The organism is Paraburkholderia sediminicola, from assembly GCF_046026855.1.
Lineage (GTDB): Bacteria > Pseudomonadota > Gammaproteobacteria > Burkholderiales > Burkholderiaceae > Paraburkholderia > Paraburkholderia sediminicola_A.
On sequence record NZ_JAQQET010000009.1, the window covers coordinates 147,213 to 162,272 of the forward strand.

At 63.4% G+C, this 15,060-nt stretch carries 13 protein-coding genes; 4 read left to right on the forward strand and 9 right to left on the reverse strand.

Annotated elements, in window-relative coordinates:
- Positions 1-53: 53 nt before the first annotated feature.
- Positions 54-764 carry an ABC transporter ATP-binding protein gene (locus PQR40_RS12350; protein WP_408509074.1) on the forward strand — a complete coding sequence of 237 codons (711 nt, stop codon included), beginning with the start codon at positions 54-56 and terminating at the stop codon, positions 762-764.
- Positions 761-1,567, forward strand: a complete 807-nt coding sequence (locus tag PQR40_RS12355; RefSeq protein ID WP_408388757.1) for an ABC transporter permease — start codon at positions 761-763, stop codon at positions 1,565-1,567. The genes PQR40_RS12350 and PQR40_RS12355 overlap by 4 nt, the downstream gene beginning before the upstream one ends.
- Positions 1,568-1,589: 22 nt before the next feature.
- Here PQR40_RS12355 and PQR40_RS12360 read toward each other — a convergent pair whose 3' ends face one another.
- Both PQR40_RS12360 and PQR40_RS12365 read right to left on the reverse strand, forming a co-directional pair.
- On the reverse strand, positions 1,590-2,153 hold the full coding sequence (locus PQR40_RS12360) for a DUF6013 family protein (RefSeq protein ID WP_408223002.1): 564 nt from the start codon (positions 2,151-2,153) through the stop codon (positions 1,590-1,592).
- 234 nt (positions 2,154-2,387) lie between these two features.
- Complete coding sequence (locus PQR40_RS12365; protein WP_408509075.1) at positions 2,388-3,404, reverse strand: zinc-binding alcohol dehydrogenase family protein; 1,017 nt, start codon at positions 3,402-3,404, stop codon at positions 2,388-2,390.
- Positions 3,405-3,565: 161 nt separating this feature from the next.
- Here PQR40_RS12365 and PQR40_RS12370 point away from each other — a divergent pair, with 161 nt between their 5' ends.
- The gene (locus tag PQR40_RS12370; RefSeq protein ID WP_408509076.1) at positions 3,566-4,543 is read left to right on the forward strand and encodes a LysR family transcriptional regulator; all 978 of its coding nucleotides are present in this window, start codon (positions 3,566-3,568) and stop codon (positions 4,541-4,543) included.
- Between the two features lie 212 nt (positions 4,544-4,755).
- Here the strand turns inward: PQR40_RS12370 and PQR40_RS12375 are convergent, their stop codons facing one another.
- The 4 genes from PQR40_RS12375 to PQR40_RS12390 all read right to left on the reverse strand — a co-directional run bounded on the left by PQR40_RS12375 (position 4,756) and on the right by PQR40_RS12390 (position 10,518).
- Positions 4,756-5,058 (reverse strand): hypothetical protein, encoded by a 303-nt coding sequence (locus PQR40_RS12375; RefSeq protein ID WP_408509077.1) that lies wholly within the window; start codon positions 5,056-5,058, stop codon positions 4,756-4,758.
- A 47-nt stretch (positions 5,059-5,105) separates the two neighbouring features.
- Entirely contained in the window at positions 5,106-7,895 is a 2,790-nt protein-coding gene (gene ligD, locus PQR40_RS12380; protein WP_408509078.1) for a DNA ligase D, read from the reverse strand.
- Between the two features lie 70 nt (positions 7,896-7,965).
- Complete coding sequence (ku, locus tag PQR40_RS12385) at positions 7,966-8,949, reverse strand: non-homologous end joining protein Ku (RefSeq protein ID WP_408222992.1); 984 nt, start codon at positions 8,947-8,949, stop codon at positions 7,966-7,968.
- A 321-nt stretch (positions 8,950-9,270) separates the two neighbouring features.
- Entirely contained in the window at positions 9,271-10,518 is a 1,248-nt protein-coding gene (locus PQR40_RS12390) for a cytochrome P450 (RefSeq protein ID WP_408335554.1), read from the reverse strand.
- A gap of 359 nt (positions 10,519-10,877) precedes the next feature.
- On the opposite strand from PQR40_RS12390, the gene serB reads away from it, so the two are divergent.
- Complete coding sequence (gene serB / locus PQR40_RS12395) at positions 10,878-11,717, forward strand: phosphoserine phosphatase SerB (protein ID WP_408509079.1); 840 nt, start codon at positions 10,878-10,880, stop codon at positions 11,715-11,717.
- A gap of 111 nt (positions 11,718-11,828) precedes the next feature.
- Here the strand turns inward: serB and PQR40_RS12400 are convergent, their stop codons facing one another.
- The 3 genes from PQR40_RS12400 to bktB form a co-directional block, all read right to left on the reverse strand.
- Entirely contained in the window at positions 11,829-13,013 is a 1,185-nt protein-coding gene (locus tag PQR40_RS12400; protein WP_408509080.1) for a cystathionine beta-lyase, read from the reverse strand.
- Positions 13,014-13,028: 15 nt separating this feature from the next.
- On the reverse strand, positions 13,029-13,709 hold the full coding sequence (locus PQR40_RS12405) for a hypothetical protein (protein ID WP_408509081.1): 681 nt from the start codon (positions 13,707-13,709) through the stop codon (positions 13,029-13,031).
- A 119-nt stretch (positions 13,710-13,828) separates the two neighbouring features.
- Complete coding sequence (gene bktB, locus PQR40_RS12410) at positions 13,829-15,013, reverse strand: beta-ketothiolase BktB (protein ID WP_408335563.1); 1,185 nt, start codon at positions 15,011-15,013, stop codon at positions 13,829-13,831.
- Positions 15,014-15,060 lie beyond the last annotated feature (47 nt).

Consider the following 15,060-nt stretch of genomic DNA (forward strand, 5'->3'; position numbering starts at 1 on the left):
TGAATGTCATGGCACCCTTCGAATCCACGCAAAAATCCATCGCGACCCCACTCATGACAGATGTTCCCTTCGTCCTCGCCGACGGCATCACCCGGCGCGACGCATTGCGCGGGCAAACGCTGCTGCAACCGACGACCTTCGCCCTGCGCGCAGGCGACCGCGTCGCGGTCACCGGGCCATCGGGCTCAGGCAAAAGCGTGTTTCTGCGCGCCCTCGCCCTGCTCGATCCGCTCGATGCAGGACGCATCATGTGGCACGGCGCGCCGGTCGAGCGTGCGGCCATTCCGCGTTACCGGCGCAACGTCGCGTATATCCGGCAGCGGCCAGCGCTGCTCGACGGCAGCGTCGAGGACAATCTGCGTTACCCGTTCGAATTACGCACCTATCGCGACGTGCGTTTCGATCGCGCGCACGCGGCCAGCCTCGCCGCCCAGGCCGGCCGCGGCGACGATTTTCTCGACAAGCGTGCGAGCGAACTGTCCGGCGGAGAAGCGCAGATCACCGCGCTGATTCGCGTTCTGCAACTCGCGCCCGAAGTGCTGCTGCTGGACGAACCCACCGCGTCGCTCGATCCAGAGTCATCTCATGCGATCGAGGCGTTGGTGCACGCGTGGTTCGATGCCGACCCGGGCCGGCATGCCTCGATGTGGGTGTCGCACGATCCCGCGCAAGCCGCGCGCATGAGCAAGCGGCACCTCACGATGCGCGCCGGTGTGCTCGACGAATCCGCAGTCACACCCGCGCCTCAGGAACTCGACCAATGACATTGCAAAACCTGAGTCTGTGGGACGTCGCGATCGCCGCATTGCTGATCGTGGTGAACGGCGTGGTGTCGGTCGCGCTCAAGCTGGATCTCGAACGCAAGCTCGCATGGGCGGCGGTACGCACCGTCGTCCAGTTGCTGGCAATCGGCTACGTGCTCGGCTGGGTGTTCCGTTACGACCACTGGTTCGTGGTGCTGCCCTTGATGGTCGTGATGACGCTGATCGCCGGCTTCGCGGGCGCGCAGCGCGGCAATCGCACGTATGCGGGTCAACGTGTGGACAGCGTGCTGTCGATCTGGGTCAGTTCATGGCTGGTGAGCGCAGTCGGACTCTTCGTCGTGATCCGTATTCACCCGTGGTACGAGCCGCAGTATGCGATTCCGATTCTCGGCATGATCCTCGGCAATACACTGACCGGCGTATCGCTGGGCATCGAACGGATGGCCGAGGAACTAACCGCGCGGCGTGACCGTGTGGACATGGCGCTCGCGCTCGGCGCGACCCGTTGGGAAGCGGCGCAGGCGCCGGCGCGCCAGGCGGTGCGCGCGGGCATGATGCCCACGCTGAATCAGATGGCCGTGGTCGGCGTGGTGAGCCTGCCCGGCATGATGACCGGGCAGGTGCTCGCCGGTCAGTCGCCGTTGCAGGCAGTGCGCTATCAGATCGTGATCATGTTCCTGATCGCGGCGTCGTCAGCGCTAGGGACGGTGGGCGCGGTGCTGCTCACGTATCGGCGGCTCTTCTCGGCGGAGCACCGGTTTCTGTCGGCGCGGCTGGTGGAGCGGGCCGCGGCGCGGCGTTGAGCAAAGCCGCGCCGCGCGTCCCTCAACGTTTCGCGGTCACCGCCACTTCGGTGCCGTCATTGAGTGTCAGCGTTTTCGTGCTGCCGTTGACCGGCATCGTAAAACGTAGAATCTGACTGACGGTCACGTCGTTCGGACACTTGAGCGTTTTGCCGCCGCTCGTCACTGTCTTCACACCGTGCGGCGTCTGCGCCTGGAAGCTCAGTTGCACGGATGCCGTGCCGTCACCGGCGACGACCGGTGCAAAGCGGATCTGCGTCTGACGAATCATCGCGCCGTTGGTATCCGTCGGAAGCGACGAATAATTCGGGCAGGTATTCGTCGCAGGCACAGGGCCACCCGGCGGCACGGTCTTCCACGTGAAGTCGTCCGATTCGCCGGAGCGGATCGTGCGCGTTTCCTGTGAGTTGCCGAACTGTTTAGACGTGACGCGGACCGTGTAGCGGATCGGACCGTCGAGGGCAGCCTGCGACGTCACCGTGATCGGCGTGGCCGCGTGAGCCGCCGGCACAAGCATGCCGGTCGCGAGAACGCATGCGAGAGAAGCGACAACTGAAACGGCGGAGAGTTTGAAGCTGGAGCTCATACTGTCACCTCGTTGTTGTGCCGCTGCGCGCTCGCATAAGCGCTACTGCCGTTGCACCGCCTGACCGAAGCCTGAAGAGGCCTGATGATGCCGGGTTGAGGCCCGGCCAGACGAGCCGCGAGACACGCAACTGTTTTAGCATGATGCCCCACCAGTCTACCGCCAAGCGGCGCTGCGCGCGCTTCATACGAATCGGGTGTTACCCCGCTTGCGGTGAAGCGTTTTTTGCGCTGTTTAGAAGCCCGTCAGCACCAGTTTGCCGATCGCGCGCCCCTCTTCGAGCAGTTGATGCGCACAGCGCAGATTCCCGGCGTTGATCTTGCCCAGATCCTGTCCCACCGTCGTGCGCAACGTGCCTGCGTCGACGAGACGCGCCACCTCGGTCAGCAGCTTATGCTGCTCGATCATGTCCGGCGTGCTGAACATCGAACGCGTGAACATGAATTCCCAATGGAATGCCGCGCTTTTCGCCTTCAGCAATTCGACCGGCAACGGCTGACTGTTTTCGACGATCGTGCAGATGCCGCCCTGCGGTTTGATCACTTCTGCGGACGCGGGAAAATTCCTGTCGGTATCGTTAAAGATCAGCACGTAATCGACCTGGTCGAAACCCAGCTTTTTCAACTGCGCGGGCATATCGCCAAAGTGATCGACGATATGATCCGCGCCCAACTCCGTTGCCCACTTCGCCGATTCAGGACGCGAGGCGGTCGCGATCACTTTCAGCTTCGCAAGTTGTTTGGCCAACTGGATACCGATCGAACCAACCCCACCCGCCCCGCCGATGATCAGCACGGTACGGCCTTCGTCCGCGCCTTGCGGCGACACGCCGAGGCGGTCGAACAGCGCCTCCCAGGCCGTGATCGCGGTCAATGGCAATGCAGCCGCGTGGGTGAAATCGAGTGACGCCGGCTTGCGCCCGACAATGCGCTCGTCGACCAGATGGAATTCGCTATTCGCGCCCGGCCGCGTGATGCTGCCGGCATAGAAAACCGGATCGCCGACCTTGAACAGCGTGACGTCCGGACCAACCGCCACCACCGTGCCGGCCGCGTCCCAGCCGAGCACACGCGGCGCTTTCTCAACGGTATCTTTCGGGGCGCGCACCTTGGTGTCGACTGGATTGACGGAAATGGCCTCGACCTTCACCAGCAGGTCGCGGCCGGTGGCTTCGGGCTCGGGAATGTCGACATCAACCAGAGATTCGGTTTGATCGATTGGCAAATAACGATAGAGGCCTACGGCTTTCATCACAGCTCCTGTTCTTTCAGATGAGGTTGAGAGACCAGCGATCGTTGCCGCTGACGCCTGGCGCCGCGCGGGCAATCGATCGCATTGACGTCATCCTACGGCGATTCTTATTCTCATAAAACCGTCATAATGACTGAAACATCTTTTTGAATTTCAGAAGAATGGACCTTCCTGACCATCCTGTAAAACCCGCTGCAAGAACCGCCATAAAACCCTCGTCCGGTGAGCGGGAACGACTGGATCTGCTCGACGTCGCCCTGTTCGTGCGCGCCGCCCTGCTCGCCAATGTATCGGCGGCCGGCCGCGAATTCGGCCTGTCCGCAGCGGTGGCGAGCTCGCGCATCGCGCAGCTGGAAAAGCGCCTTGGCGCGCGCCTGCTGCATCGGACCACCCGCCGCATCAGTCTCACGCAGGACGGCGAAGTGTTCATGACACGCGCCGAGGCGCTGCTCGACGCGGCCGATGCCGCACGCGCCTCGGTGGGTCGTGCACAGGCCGAGCCGCAGGGGCGCTTGCGGGTGTCGATGCCGTCGTCGTTCGGGCGTCAGCACGTATCGCCGGTGATCAGCGAATTCCTGCGCCGCTATCCCGGTGTCAGCGTCGATCTGCGGCTGACGGATCAGGTGGTCGACCTGGTCGATGCGGGTATCGACGTGGCGATCCGCATCGGCGTGCTCAAGGATTCGTCGCTGGTAGCGCGGCGCCTCGCCGTGAACCGCCGCGTGCTGTGCGCCGCGCCGGCCTACCTCGCCGCGAGTGGGGCGCCGCATCATCCTTCGGACCTTGCCCAACACGAATGCATGATCCTGTCCGATCAGCGCGTCTGGGCCTTCGTGACGCCCGCCGGTCCGCTCGCAGTGCGCGTGAATGGACGTCTCGTTACCGACAATGGCGAAGTGATCCGCGACGCCTTGCTGGCCGGTTTCGGCATCGCGCTCAAATCGACCTGGGACGTGGCGGCGTATCTGCGCAGCGGTGATCTGGTGAGCGTGCTCGATGCTTATCCGCTCGCGGAAAATGTGGCCATCTGGGCGGTCTATCCGAGCCGTGCCTTCGTGCCGCCCAGGACGCTCGCGCTCATTGATTTCCTCGCCGAGCATTTCGGCGATCCGCCTTATTGGGACGTCAAGCCGACATGAGTCCGGCCGGTGCCCAACGCCCGAGCGCACCAGGGCGCTGGGCATCATGGTGTGGCCACGAGTGCATAGGAACCGGCTCGCAGACCGTGGCTGCGGCTGCGGCTGCGGCTGCGGCTGCGGCTGCGGCTGCGGCTGCGGCTGCGGCTGCGCAGTTGTAGATGCGCCGGACCGGGACAACGCGACATTTCTCGAGAATCAGCGCACACGCACCGTCAATGCTTGCCGCGCCCGCCGCCACCTGCTTTGCCATCGGAGTTGACATTCGTGTGCGCGTCGTTCTGAGTCGTTTGCTGATACTCGTCGCCGCCGCGGCGGTCCGTGTCCTTCAATCCGCGCTCAGTGTCGCTATGCGCCTGCTTGCCGACGCGACGCGGATCGTCCTCGTGTTGCGATTCCGGGCTCTGATCGGTTTCATGCGGCAGCGGCGCTGACGCGTCCTGGAGCGAACCCGGATGCTTCTTTGCATGCGGGTCGGCTTGCTTGTCGCCGTCGGACGACTGCGGAGAGGTCTTCATGGTTTGCTCCTCTTTCAGGTTGTCGAATGAGGCCGCCTGGATCGCGGTCACTCCGCTTCATCCAGACTTTTTTTCATTGCCGCGGTAATGCGCTGACGCGTTTTCGCGTAGTCTGCCCACGGGTCACGCTTGAGGTCTTCGAGACGCTCATGCACGTTTTCGACGGTCCATTGATCTCCGCTCGTCGTGGTGGCGACTTCGTCCCACGAGAGCGGCACGGAAACGCCCAGGCCCGGCCGGGCGCGCGCCGAAAATGCGGCCACCGTACTCGAGCCGCGGTTGTTACGCAGATAATCGACAAAGATCTTCTTCTTGCGATTCTGCGCGCCCATCTTCGCGCTGAAGTACTTGGGCAACGTTGTCGCCATATGCTGCGCGACGGCTTGCGAAAACGCCTTCACATCGTCCCAGCCGGCATGCTTCGCGAGCGGCACCACCACGTGCAACCCTTTGCCGCCGCTCGTCTTGCAGAACGAGCTCAGGCCGAGCTCCTCGAGCAGCGAGCGCGTCAGCTGCGCGGCCTCGATCATCCGCTCCCACCCGAGCGACGCATCGGGGTCGAGATCGAACACCATGCGATCGGGTTTTTCGATGTTCGACACCACGGCATTCCACGTATGAAATTCAACGGTGCCCATTTGCGCGGCGCCGACCAGCGCCTTGAGCGTATCGACGGTAATCAGCGGCGGATGGCCGGGGTCGAGGCCGGGATGCTGTCTGACGTTCGGAATCGACAGCTTCTGGCTGTGTTTCTGGAAAAATAGCTCGCCGCCGATGTCCTCGGGCGCCCGCACCAGCGACACCGGCCGGTCCCGCAGATGCGGGAGCATCCAGTCGGCGACCGATTCGTAGTACTGCACGAGATCGATTTTGCGGGTGCCGGTGCTTTTGTCGATGATGCGGTCGGGATGGGACACGCGGACGCCGGCGACTTCGGCTGGGATTGTTGCGGCTTTTGATTTCGCGGTATCGGTTTGCTCTTGCACATCGGCTCCTTTACGGGGGGCTTCCCTAACGATCTGCCGCGCCGGTTTGTCGTTGCGCAGACTCACGAACGACGCCTGCCGCACGATGCCCTCGCTCGTCCATTCAGCGAAATTGCATTCGCAGACGAGCGCCGGTTCGACCCAATGCACAGGCGTGCGGCTGCGCTCGCGCGGCGCGCTGGCGAACGGCATGCGTTCGCTTGCGTGCGCATCGAGTGCTTTCTTGACCGAGCGCAGCAACGCAGCGTTGAAGCCCGTGCCGACACGTCCGGCGTATTGCAATTTGCCTTTGCCGTCGTAGACGCCGAGCAACAACGCACCGAATGCCGCGCGGCTGCCCGACGGTTCCGAATAGCCGCCAATCACGAACTCCTGGCGCCGTCGGCACTTCAATTTGATCCACACCGACGAGCGCCCCGACGTGTAGCTGCTATCGCGCCGTTTGCCGATGATGCCTTCGAGCGCCATGTCGCACGCGCTCTTCAACAGATCGTCGGCGCTGAACGCGAAGTCATTGGAGAAGCGCAATACGCTGTCGTCGCCCCCGTCCATCAACGCACGCAAGATCGCCCGGCGTTGTTCGAGCGGCACACCGCGCAAGTCGTAGCCGTTCAGAAACGGAATGTCGAACAGATAAATGACGATGTCCTGCGGACGGTTCGAGTCGAACGCGTTTTGCAGCGCCTGAAAACCCGGTACGCCGTTTTCATCGAGCACCACGGCTTCGCCATCGAGCCATGCGCTGTCCATGTCGAGTTGTTCGAGCGCTTTCACCTGCTTGCTGAACTTCCCGGTCCAATCGTTGCCCGCGCGCGTGAACACCTTGACCGCCCTGGTCTTCGCCTTTCGATCGATGCGGGCCAGCACGCGGTAGCCGTCGAACTTGATTTCGTATGCCCATTCATCGCCGGGTGGCGCGGCGTCGACGAGTGTCGCCAGTTGCGGCCTGAAGGTGGCGGGCAACGCGGCTTTGACCGCGCCTTCGATCGCAGGCGATGCCGCAAGCTCGCGCAGCGACTGCGCGCTGCGGGTCGACACAATGTCGGTCTTTTTCGGATCGGCGCGGCCTGACGAGGCGGCTTGGGTCCGCCGCCTGCCGGCGGTGCTTGAACTCGTGACACTGGACGAGCCCGCTGCCGTGCTTGCACTCGTCGCGCGCGTTGTGCCTGCCACTTTCTTTGCGCTTGCGCTTCCGTGTGGAGACTCGCTCGCAGTCTTCTTTGCCGCGCGCTTCGGAGAGCCTGCGCCCCTGCCGCCCAACACGCTGCCCGGACGCTCCTTCAGGACGTCGTATTCGCTCTCTTCGCGGGCTTCGTCGTCTCGCTCCTTGATCAGCAGCCACTGCTCCTTGTCGCCGCTGCCGCGCATATGACTGCGTACGAGCGTCCAGCCGCCGCCCAGTTTTTCGCCGAAGAGCCGGAATTTGAGCTTGCCCGCCTTATACGATCTGGCCGCCTCCGCCGCGCCACCGGCCGGCTCCCACGTCCCGCGGTCCCACACGATCACCGTTCCCGCACCATAGTTACCCGGCGGGATTTCGCCTTCGAAAGAGCCATATTCGACCGGATGATCCTCGACGTGCACCGCGAGCCGTTTCACCGACGGGTCGAGGCTCGGCCCCTTGGGCACCGCCCACGACAGTAACGTGCCGTTCAATTCGAGCCGAAAGTCGTAATGCAAGCGCCGCGCGTCGTGCTCCTGGATCACATACGACAGTGCCTCGTCCGATGCGCGCACCGCGTCACGCGACGCCGTCCCGCGGCCAGCTTTCTTACGCGCAGCCGCGCCCGATGGCTCCAGCGTTTCGTCGAAGCGACGCTTGCGGTTGTAGGAATCGAGCCTATCGGTCATGGAGGTGGAGTCGTCGCGGATCGAGTTAGCGCGGGTTTATCCATCAAGTGAAGTCCCATTACGCGAGCGGTCAGGCAGCCGCACGCCGCTTGCGGGCCGCAGGCGCCGCCTTGGCACTGGCGCCTCCGCTCCTGCCACCGCCGCGGCTCGTACTCGCCGAGCGCGGCTTCTTGCGGGCTGGTGCGGCCGCCTCGGCGTCGCCGGCCTCCTCGTCATCGTCTCCGGCATGCTTGCGCGTGCCCGCCGCCGGCTTGCCTTTGCCACGGCCGAGGCTGCGCTTGAGCAGGTCGGACAGATCGAGAATGTCGGCGGATCGGCGCGATTCGCGCGGCGCCTCGGCTTCGGTGATTTCCTCGGTCTTACCCGCGCGAATCTTTCGGTTGACCAATGCCATGATGTCGTCGCGGAACGTGTCGTGATACTGCGACGGATCCCACTTGTCGCTCATGTCGTTGATCAGCTTCTTCGCCATGTCGAGTTCGCGCGCGGTGACGCCGGCCGCCTTCACCCCATCAGCCGGCAATTTGAATTCGTCGAAGTCACGCACTTCGTCGGCCCAGCGCAGTGTGTTGAGCGCCAGCACCGGCCCGACTGGAATCAGCGCCGCGAGATGCTGCTTGTTATGCAACACGACGCTCGCCACGCCAATCTTGCCCGACGCTTTCATCGCTTCGCGCAGCAGCGCGTACACCTTTTCGCCCTTGCGCTCGGGCGTCAGAAAGTACGGCGTATCGAGATAGAGAAACGAGATGTCAGGTGCGTCGACGAATGCGAGGATATCGACCGTCTGCGTCGACTCGGGATTGGCCGCGCGAATCTCGTCGTCCGAGAGCACGACGTATTTGTCCTTTTCGTACTCGAAGCCGCGCACGATGTTCTCGCGCGTCACTTCCTTGCCGGTGCGCTTGTTGATCTGCTTGTAGCCGATCGGATCGATCGTGCGCTTATCCAGCAGATTGAAACCGACTTTCTCCGACTGCGTCGCCGGGTACAACTGGACCGGTACGTGGACGAGGCCAAAGCTGATTGCGCCCTTCCAGATCATATGTGCCATCGTGCGCTCCCCAAGTCCCAGGACCTACGGCGAAGCAGCAAGCGTGCCACGGTTTGGACGCCAGGACTGGCGCGGCGCCGTGCCGGCCGCGATCGGCACCGGCTGTAAGTCTTGCGTCAAGTTGGCAAAAGATACGGCGTTCCCGGGTCTGTGTGGGTTCGATCCCAGTTGCGGTTCGCCGTGCAGGAGCCTGCTGGACTCGCAGCGTGGCAAGGTGCGCCAACGCCGTTCGATTAGCAGCGATCCGGCAGGCACGTGCGAGCATCGCGCAACGCCCGGCCTGCATCCTGGTCCGCTCAGGACGCCTCGTGACCGGCGGCATCAATCACGGCCCGGCGGCTCGAGCTCGACCGGCACCGCTGCGAAGCCGCGAAACCGCACCCGTCCGCCGCGCGTCGGTTCGCCGTCGAGCCGATACGCCGGAAAGCGCTGCACGAAGCGCCCGACGGCGATGCGTGCCTCGAGTCGCGCGAGCGACAACCCCGCGCATTGATGAATGCCGAAACCGAACGCCAGATGCCGGTTCGGATCGCGACGGATGTCGAAGCGGTCCGGTTCCGCGAACTGCTCGGGGTCGCGATTAGCCGCGCCGATGCACAGTGTGACGGGCGTACCGCGGGCAACCGCGACGCCGCCGATCTCCGTATCGACAGTTGCCATCCGGTTGCCCAACTGATTCGAGCTCTCGAAGCGCAAACACTCTTCGATCGCCGACTCGACAAGCGACGGCTCACCCCGTAGCGCGGCGCGCTGTTCCGGCCAGTCGGCAAGTGTAACGAGACCGTTACCGATCAGATTCGTCGTGGTTTCATGACCAGCATTCAGGACGAAGATGCAGTTTTGCAGCAACTCCGCTTCCGACAACTGCTCGCCGCCCTCTTCGCCCTGGATCAGACGCGTCAGCACGTCGTGCTGCGGATCGCCGGGTTCGCGTCGGCGCCGCGCCACGAGATCGCGCAAATAGTCGACGAATTCACTGACGGCGCGGTTTCCCCGTTCGAGTTGCGCCTCGCTCAGCGAGGGCTCGAGCGCACCGAGTATTGCCAGCGACCAGTCGCGCAACGGCTCGCGCTCAGCGTGCGGCACATCCAGCAGATTACCGATAATCTCGACCGGAATCGCCGATGCGAATTCGCCGATCAGATCGATGCGGCCACGCACAGCGGCAGCATCGAGCAAGCCATCGACGAGGCGAATCAGGCCCGGTTCCATAGCCGCGATGGCGCGCGCCGTCAGCGCGCCGGCGATCAGTTTACGCACTCGCGTATGACGCGGCGGATCGTTGAACACGAGACTGGTGGTGTGGTGGGTGTAGAGCGGTGAGTCACCGTACTTCGGCCTGAATTCGACGGTCTTGTCGGAACTGAAGGTTTTGGGATCGCGGTAGACCGCCTGCACGTCGCGAAAACGCGTCAGAAAGAGCGAGCCGTCCGGCATGCGTTTGACCGGTTCATGGGCGCGCAGCGCGTGGTAAACCGGGTACGGGTCGGCGTAGAACGCGGGGCTCAGGTGGCGCAGATCAAAGTCGCGCGCAAGGGTGGACGCGTCGCTGGCGGTCGCGGGGGTCATGACTTGTCTCCATAGTGGTGCGCCTCGTCGCGCATGCCAATGCTTATCGTGCGGTGTGCTGCGCGCCTCGCAGGCGCTGCGGGCTCGATAGGTTCGATGGCTACGTCGATGGCTGCGAGGCATCGTTCGAAGCGCCAGTATGACGTGGGCGTCTGATGATTGCACGGTGGATTACCTGGCGAAGCACGCAGCTGGCTGCATGGCAGGTTTCCAGGTGAGGCGGTTATTGTCCGTTGTCGGGCCTGCAACCTTCTGCCCGGTTGTAAGCTGCCCCTGCGGCCGCATGCCACCGACCCGTTACAATGGCGGGATTTCCCGCGCGTCGCGCGCCCGTCCTTTTCTGCGTCAATGCGTCGTCCATGAACCTCGTCATCCAAAGCACCGCGCCCCTTTCCGCCGACCACCACAAAACGCTCGTCGCGCTCGCACGCGGCTCGCACGCTGCCGTCATCAACGCGAACGCGATTCGTATTGCCGATGCGAACATTGCGCAGCGCGACGACCTCGACGTCTATTGCGGCACGCATCAACTGGACTATGCGTTTGTCGAAGCGGGCCGCCAGTTGCGTGACTTCGGCCTCGTCGCGATGGACATGGACTCGACGTTGATCACGATCGAATGCATCGACGAAATCGCCGACTTCTGCGGGTTGAAAGCAGAAGTCGCTGCGATTACGGAAGCGTCGATGCGCGGCGAAATCAAGGATTTCAACGAGAGCCTGACGCGCCGTGTGGCGCTCCTCAAAGGACTCGACGCCGGCGCGCTCGAACGCGTTTATGAAGAACGGCTGCAGCTCTCGCCAGGTGCCGAACAGATGCTGGCCGGCGCGAAAGCGGCGGGATTGAAAACCCTGCTGGTGTCCGGCGGATTCACGTTCTTCACCGATAAGCTGAAGGCACGGCTCGGCCTCGATTTCACGCACGCCAACACGCTCGAAATCGTGGATGGAAAGTTGACCGGCAACGTAACCGGTGAGATCGTCAACGCCGACGTGAAGGCACGCACACTGCGCGAGACGTGTGCCCAACTGGGCATCGAGCCGACCCGTGCGATTGCGATGGGCGACGGTTCGAACGATCTGAAAATGATGGCCGCTGCGGGACTTTCGGTAGCGTTCCGCGCGAAGCCAGTGGTGCGCGAAGCAGCCAGCGTGGCGTTCAACCACGTTGGACTGGATGGGTTGCTGCGATTGTTCTAAAAAATCTGGATCAGGTGCACGTGCAGGATTGCAAACCGTGTTGAAAAAAAGCCCATCGGGATCTCGTCCCGATGGGCTTTTTATTTCCACCTTCAACCTGTGTGCCGGCGTTTAACCCAGCGCCACCAGACACTGTTCGATGTCCGCGCGCAAATCGGCCTCTTCTTCCAGGCCGATATAGAACCGTACCAACGTACCGCGATACGGCCATTCACCTTCCGTACGCATCGAGGCAACGTCGTACGGCATCGCGAGACTGTGCGCGCCGCCCCAGCTCCAGCCGAGCGAAAACAGCTCGAGCGACTCGCAGAACGTGTCGATTTGCGCCGCGCTGTAACGTGCGTCGAACACGACTGAGAACAGGCCGCCCGCAGCCGTAAAGTCGCGCTTGAAAAACTCATGCCCCGGGCAGTCGGGCAACGCCGGGTGCAAAACCGCGGCAATTTCCGGACGCGTCTTCAGCCATGTGGCGAGGCCAAGCGCTGCACGGTCATGCGCTTCGAAGCGCAGTTGCATGCTCGGCAGGCTGCGCAAAATCAACGAGCAGTCATCCGACGACACGCCAATACCCATGCGCATACGCGCTGCCTTCAGCTTCAGATGCAACTCGCGATCGACGGTGATCGTCGCGCCCATCAGCACGTCGCCGCCACCTGATTGGTACTTGGTCAACGCCTGCACCGAGATATCGACACCGTGGTCGAACGGCCGGAAACCAAGCCCTGCCGACCAGGTATTGTCGATCGCCGTGACGACATTGCGCGCACGCGTCACCGCCGTGATGGCGGGCACGTCGGCCACTTCCATCGTGACCGAACCGGGCGCTTCAAGCCAGATCAAACGCGTATTCGGCTGGATCAGATCCGCGATGCCCGCGCCGATCATCGGATCGTAGTAACGCGCGGTGATACCGAAATCGCGCGCCAGCCAGTCGCCGTGATCGCGGTTCGGCGAGTAGACATTATCGGGAATCAGCACGTCGTCGCCGGCCTTCACGAGGCCGAAGTACACGTTCGAAATCGACGATAACCCCGAAGGCTGCAACAACGCGTGATTGCCGCCTTCGATGGTGGCAAGGCGCTGCGCCAGCGCGAGCGAAGTCGGGGTGGCGTGCAGGCCATAACGCCATTGCGCGTCGTTCTTCCAGTCGAGCGCGCGCATCGTCGCGAGATCGGGGAACACGACCGTCGATGCGCGCGTCACCGGCATCGAGAAAGATTCGAAGCCCGGCGTCAGTTGATCTTCAGCACGCACGATGCGGGTCTGCAAGCCGCGTTTGAGTTTGGATTGAGTCATGTGGTGTAGGTAGCCTTATTCGCCGATTTGCAGGTTGCTAACGCCGCCAACAGCGTGACCACTGCTTGTCGCCGAGGCGGGCGCTGCTGCTGCGCCACCGGAGGACTGGGGGGTGACCGCTGCCTTGTTGGCCGCCGCACCGGCACCCGTGCCAGCGGAAGCAGCCGGCACGGCCTGCCCCGCCGCCAGCGGCTTCAGATCGAACGGCTGCGGGTCGGAGTCGTCGACGTTCATCCGGTCGCCCGCCACCGAACCGTCGGCGGCAAACTTGCCTACCCAGTTGCCAGTGATATGCGTGCCGTCGTTCGATTCCTCGACTTCGAGCGTATCACCGTCGCGGTCACCCGCGATCAGGATCACTTCGCCGGTATCGGTGTACTGATACTCGCCGTGCACGCCGGCCGGGTCGTCGGTTTTCGCGCCGAGCCGCAGCACGATCTGACGCGAGCCCAGCATGCCGGCATAGCGCGGAAACTTCGCGAATTCGGGGCTCGGCTTGAGCGGCAACTGAATTGGCGGGGGCGCAGCCAATTCCTTCACCGCGTCGCTTTCCGCCCATGCCTGCATGGGCAGCACACCCCCGGCGCAGGCACACAGCAATGCGGCCACGCTCACTACGCCCCGAAGGAAACCCCTCTGGGTGACAGCCCAATCGCGCCGACGCATCGCACCCTTCTTCGCTTTCGATTCCTGCATCCGTTCTTTCCTTGTTGCCTGGTACCGCTCAATACTAACTTGCTGCCCGCTTGCTGTCGGGGGCTGCGTTCAGCGGGAAGTCGACGCGTCGCGCTACGTCGTGTTGCCCCGCCCCGACCTCAGATCCGTTCGAAAATCGCCGCGATGCCTTGCCCGCCGCCGATACACATTGTCACCAACGCATAGCGGCCGCCGACCCGCTGCAATTCATATAGCGCCTTGACGGTAATCAACGCGCCAGTCGCACCGATCGGGTGGCCGAGCGAAATGCCCGAGCCGTTCGGATTGACCTTGGCCGGATCGAAGCCGAGTTCCTTGCTGACCGCGCACGCCTGAGCGGCAAACGCTTCATTCGCTTCGATCACATCCAGATCGGCGACCGTCAGGCCGGCACGCTCGAGCGCCTTGCGCGTAGCGGGTACCGGGCCGATGCCCATGTATGCCGGATCGACGCCTGCATGCGCGTACGAAACCAGCCGCGCCAGCGGCTTGATGCCGCGTTTTTCAGCGACGCTGCGGTCCATCAGCACGACTGCGGCGGCGGCGTCGTTGATGCCCGACGCGTTGCCGGCCGTCACCGTGCCGTTTTCCTTCGCGAACACCGGTTTCAACTTGGAGAAGTCTTCTGCCGTTGCGTTCATGCGTGCGTGCTCATCCGTATCGAACACGACATCGCCCTTCTTCGACGGAATCGTGATCGGCAGGATCTGGTCCTTGAAGTAGCCGCTCGTAATCGCGTTAGCCGCGCGGCGATGCGATTCGAGCGCGAGCGCATCCTGCGTTTCGCGCGAGATGTCGTATTTGCGCGCGACGTTCTCGGCGGTGACGCCCATATGGATCGACTGGAACGGGTCGTTCAGCGCGCCGACCATCATGTCGACGAGGCGCGCGTCGCCCATGCGCTGACCGAAGCGCGCAGCCGGCATGGAATACGGTGCGCGGCTCATGTTTTCCGCGCCGCCGCCGATCGCGATGTCGGCGTCGCCGAGCAGCACGCTTTGCGCAGCCGAGACGATCGCCTGCAAGCCCGAACCGCACAGGCGGTTGACGGTCAACGCGGGCGCATGTTGCGCAACGCCGCCGTTGATCGCGGCCACTCGCGCCAGATACATGTCTTTCGGTTCGGTATGCACCACGTTGCCGAACACCACATGGCCGACTTCGTCGCCCGACACGTTCGCGCGTGCCAGTGCTTCACGTATGGCGCGTGCGCCCAGCTCCGTCGGCGGAAAATCCTTCAGACTGCCGCCAAAACCGCCGATTGCCGTACGCACACCGCTTACCACCACTACGTCCCGTTGCATCGCTCGCTCCTCTCTTTAGTCTCTCAAGATAATCTTGCCCTGGCGGG

Excerpts from the sequence above, each read along its gene's own strand:
- PQR40_RS12350 (WP_408509074.1), top strand. The coding sequence starts at position 54 with ATGACAGATGTTCCCTTCGTCCTCGCCGACGGCATCACCCGGCGCGAC.
- PQR40_RS12355 (WP_408388757.1), top strand. The coding sequence starts at position 761 with ATGACATTGCAAAACCTGAGTCTGTGGGACGTCGCGATCGCCGCATTG.
- PQR40_RS12360 (WP_408223002.1), bottom strand. The coding sequence starts at position 2,153 with ATGAGCTCCAGCTTCAAACTCTCCGCCGTTTCAGTTGTCGCTTCTCTC.
- PQR40_RS12365 (WP_408509075.1), bottom strand. The coding sequence starts at position 3,404 with ATGAAAGCCGTAGGCCTCTATCGTTATTTGCCAATCGATCAAACCGAA.
- PQR40_RS12370 (WP_408509076.1), top strand. The coding sequence starts at position 3,566 with ATGGACCTTCCTGACCATCCTGTAAAACCCGCTGCAAGAACCGCCATA.
- PQR40_RS12375 (WP_408509077.1), bottom strand. The coding sequence starts at position 5,058 with ATGAAGACCTCTCCGCAGTCGTCCGACGGCGACAAGCAAGCCGACCCG.
- ligD (WP_408509078.1), bottom strand. The coding sequence starts at position 7,895 with ATGACCGATAGGCTCGATTCCTACAACCGCAAGCGTCGCTTCGACGAA.
- ku (WP_408222992.1), bottom strand. The coding sequence starts at position 8,949 with ATGGCACATATGATCTGGAAGGGCGCAATCAGCTTTGGCCTCGTCCAC.
- PQR40_RS12390 (WP_408335554.1), bottom strand. The coding sequence starts at position 10,518 with ATGACCCCCGCGACCGCCAGCGACGCGTCCACCCTTGCGCGCGACTTT.
- serB (WP_408509079.1), top strand. The coding sequence starts at position 10,878 with ATGAACCTCGTCATCCAAAGCACCGCGCCCCTTTCCGCCGACCACCAC.
- PQR40_RS12400 (WP_408509080.1), bottom strand. The coding sequence starts at position 13,013 with ATGACTCAATCCAAACTCAAACGCGGCTTGCAGACCCGCATCGTGCGT.
- PQR40_RS12405 (WP_408509081.1), bottom strand. The coding sequence starts at position 13,709 with ATGCAGGAATCGAAAGCGAAGAAGGGTGCGATGCGTCGGCGCGATTGG.
- bktB (WP_408335563.1), bottom strand. The coding sequence starts at position 15,013 with ATGCAACGGGACGTAGTGGTGGTAAGCGGTGTGCGTACGGCAATCGGC.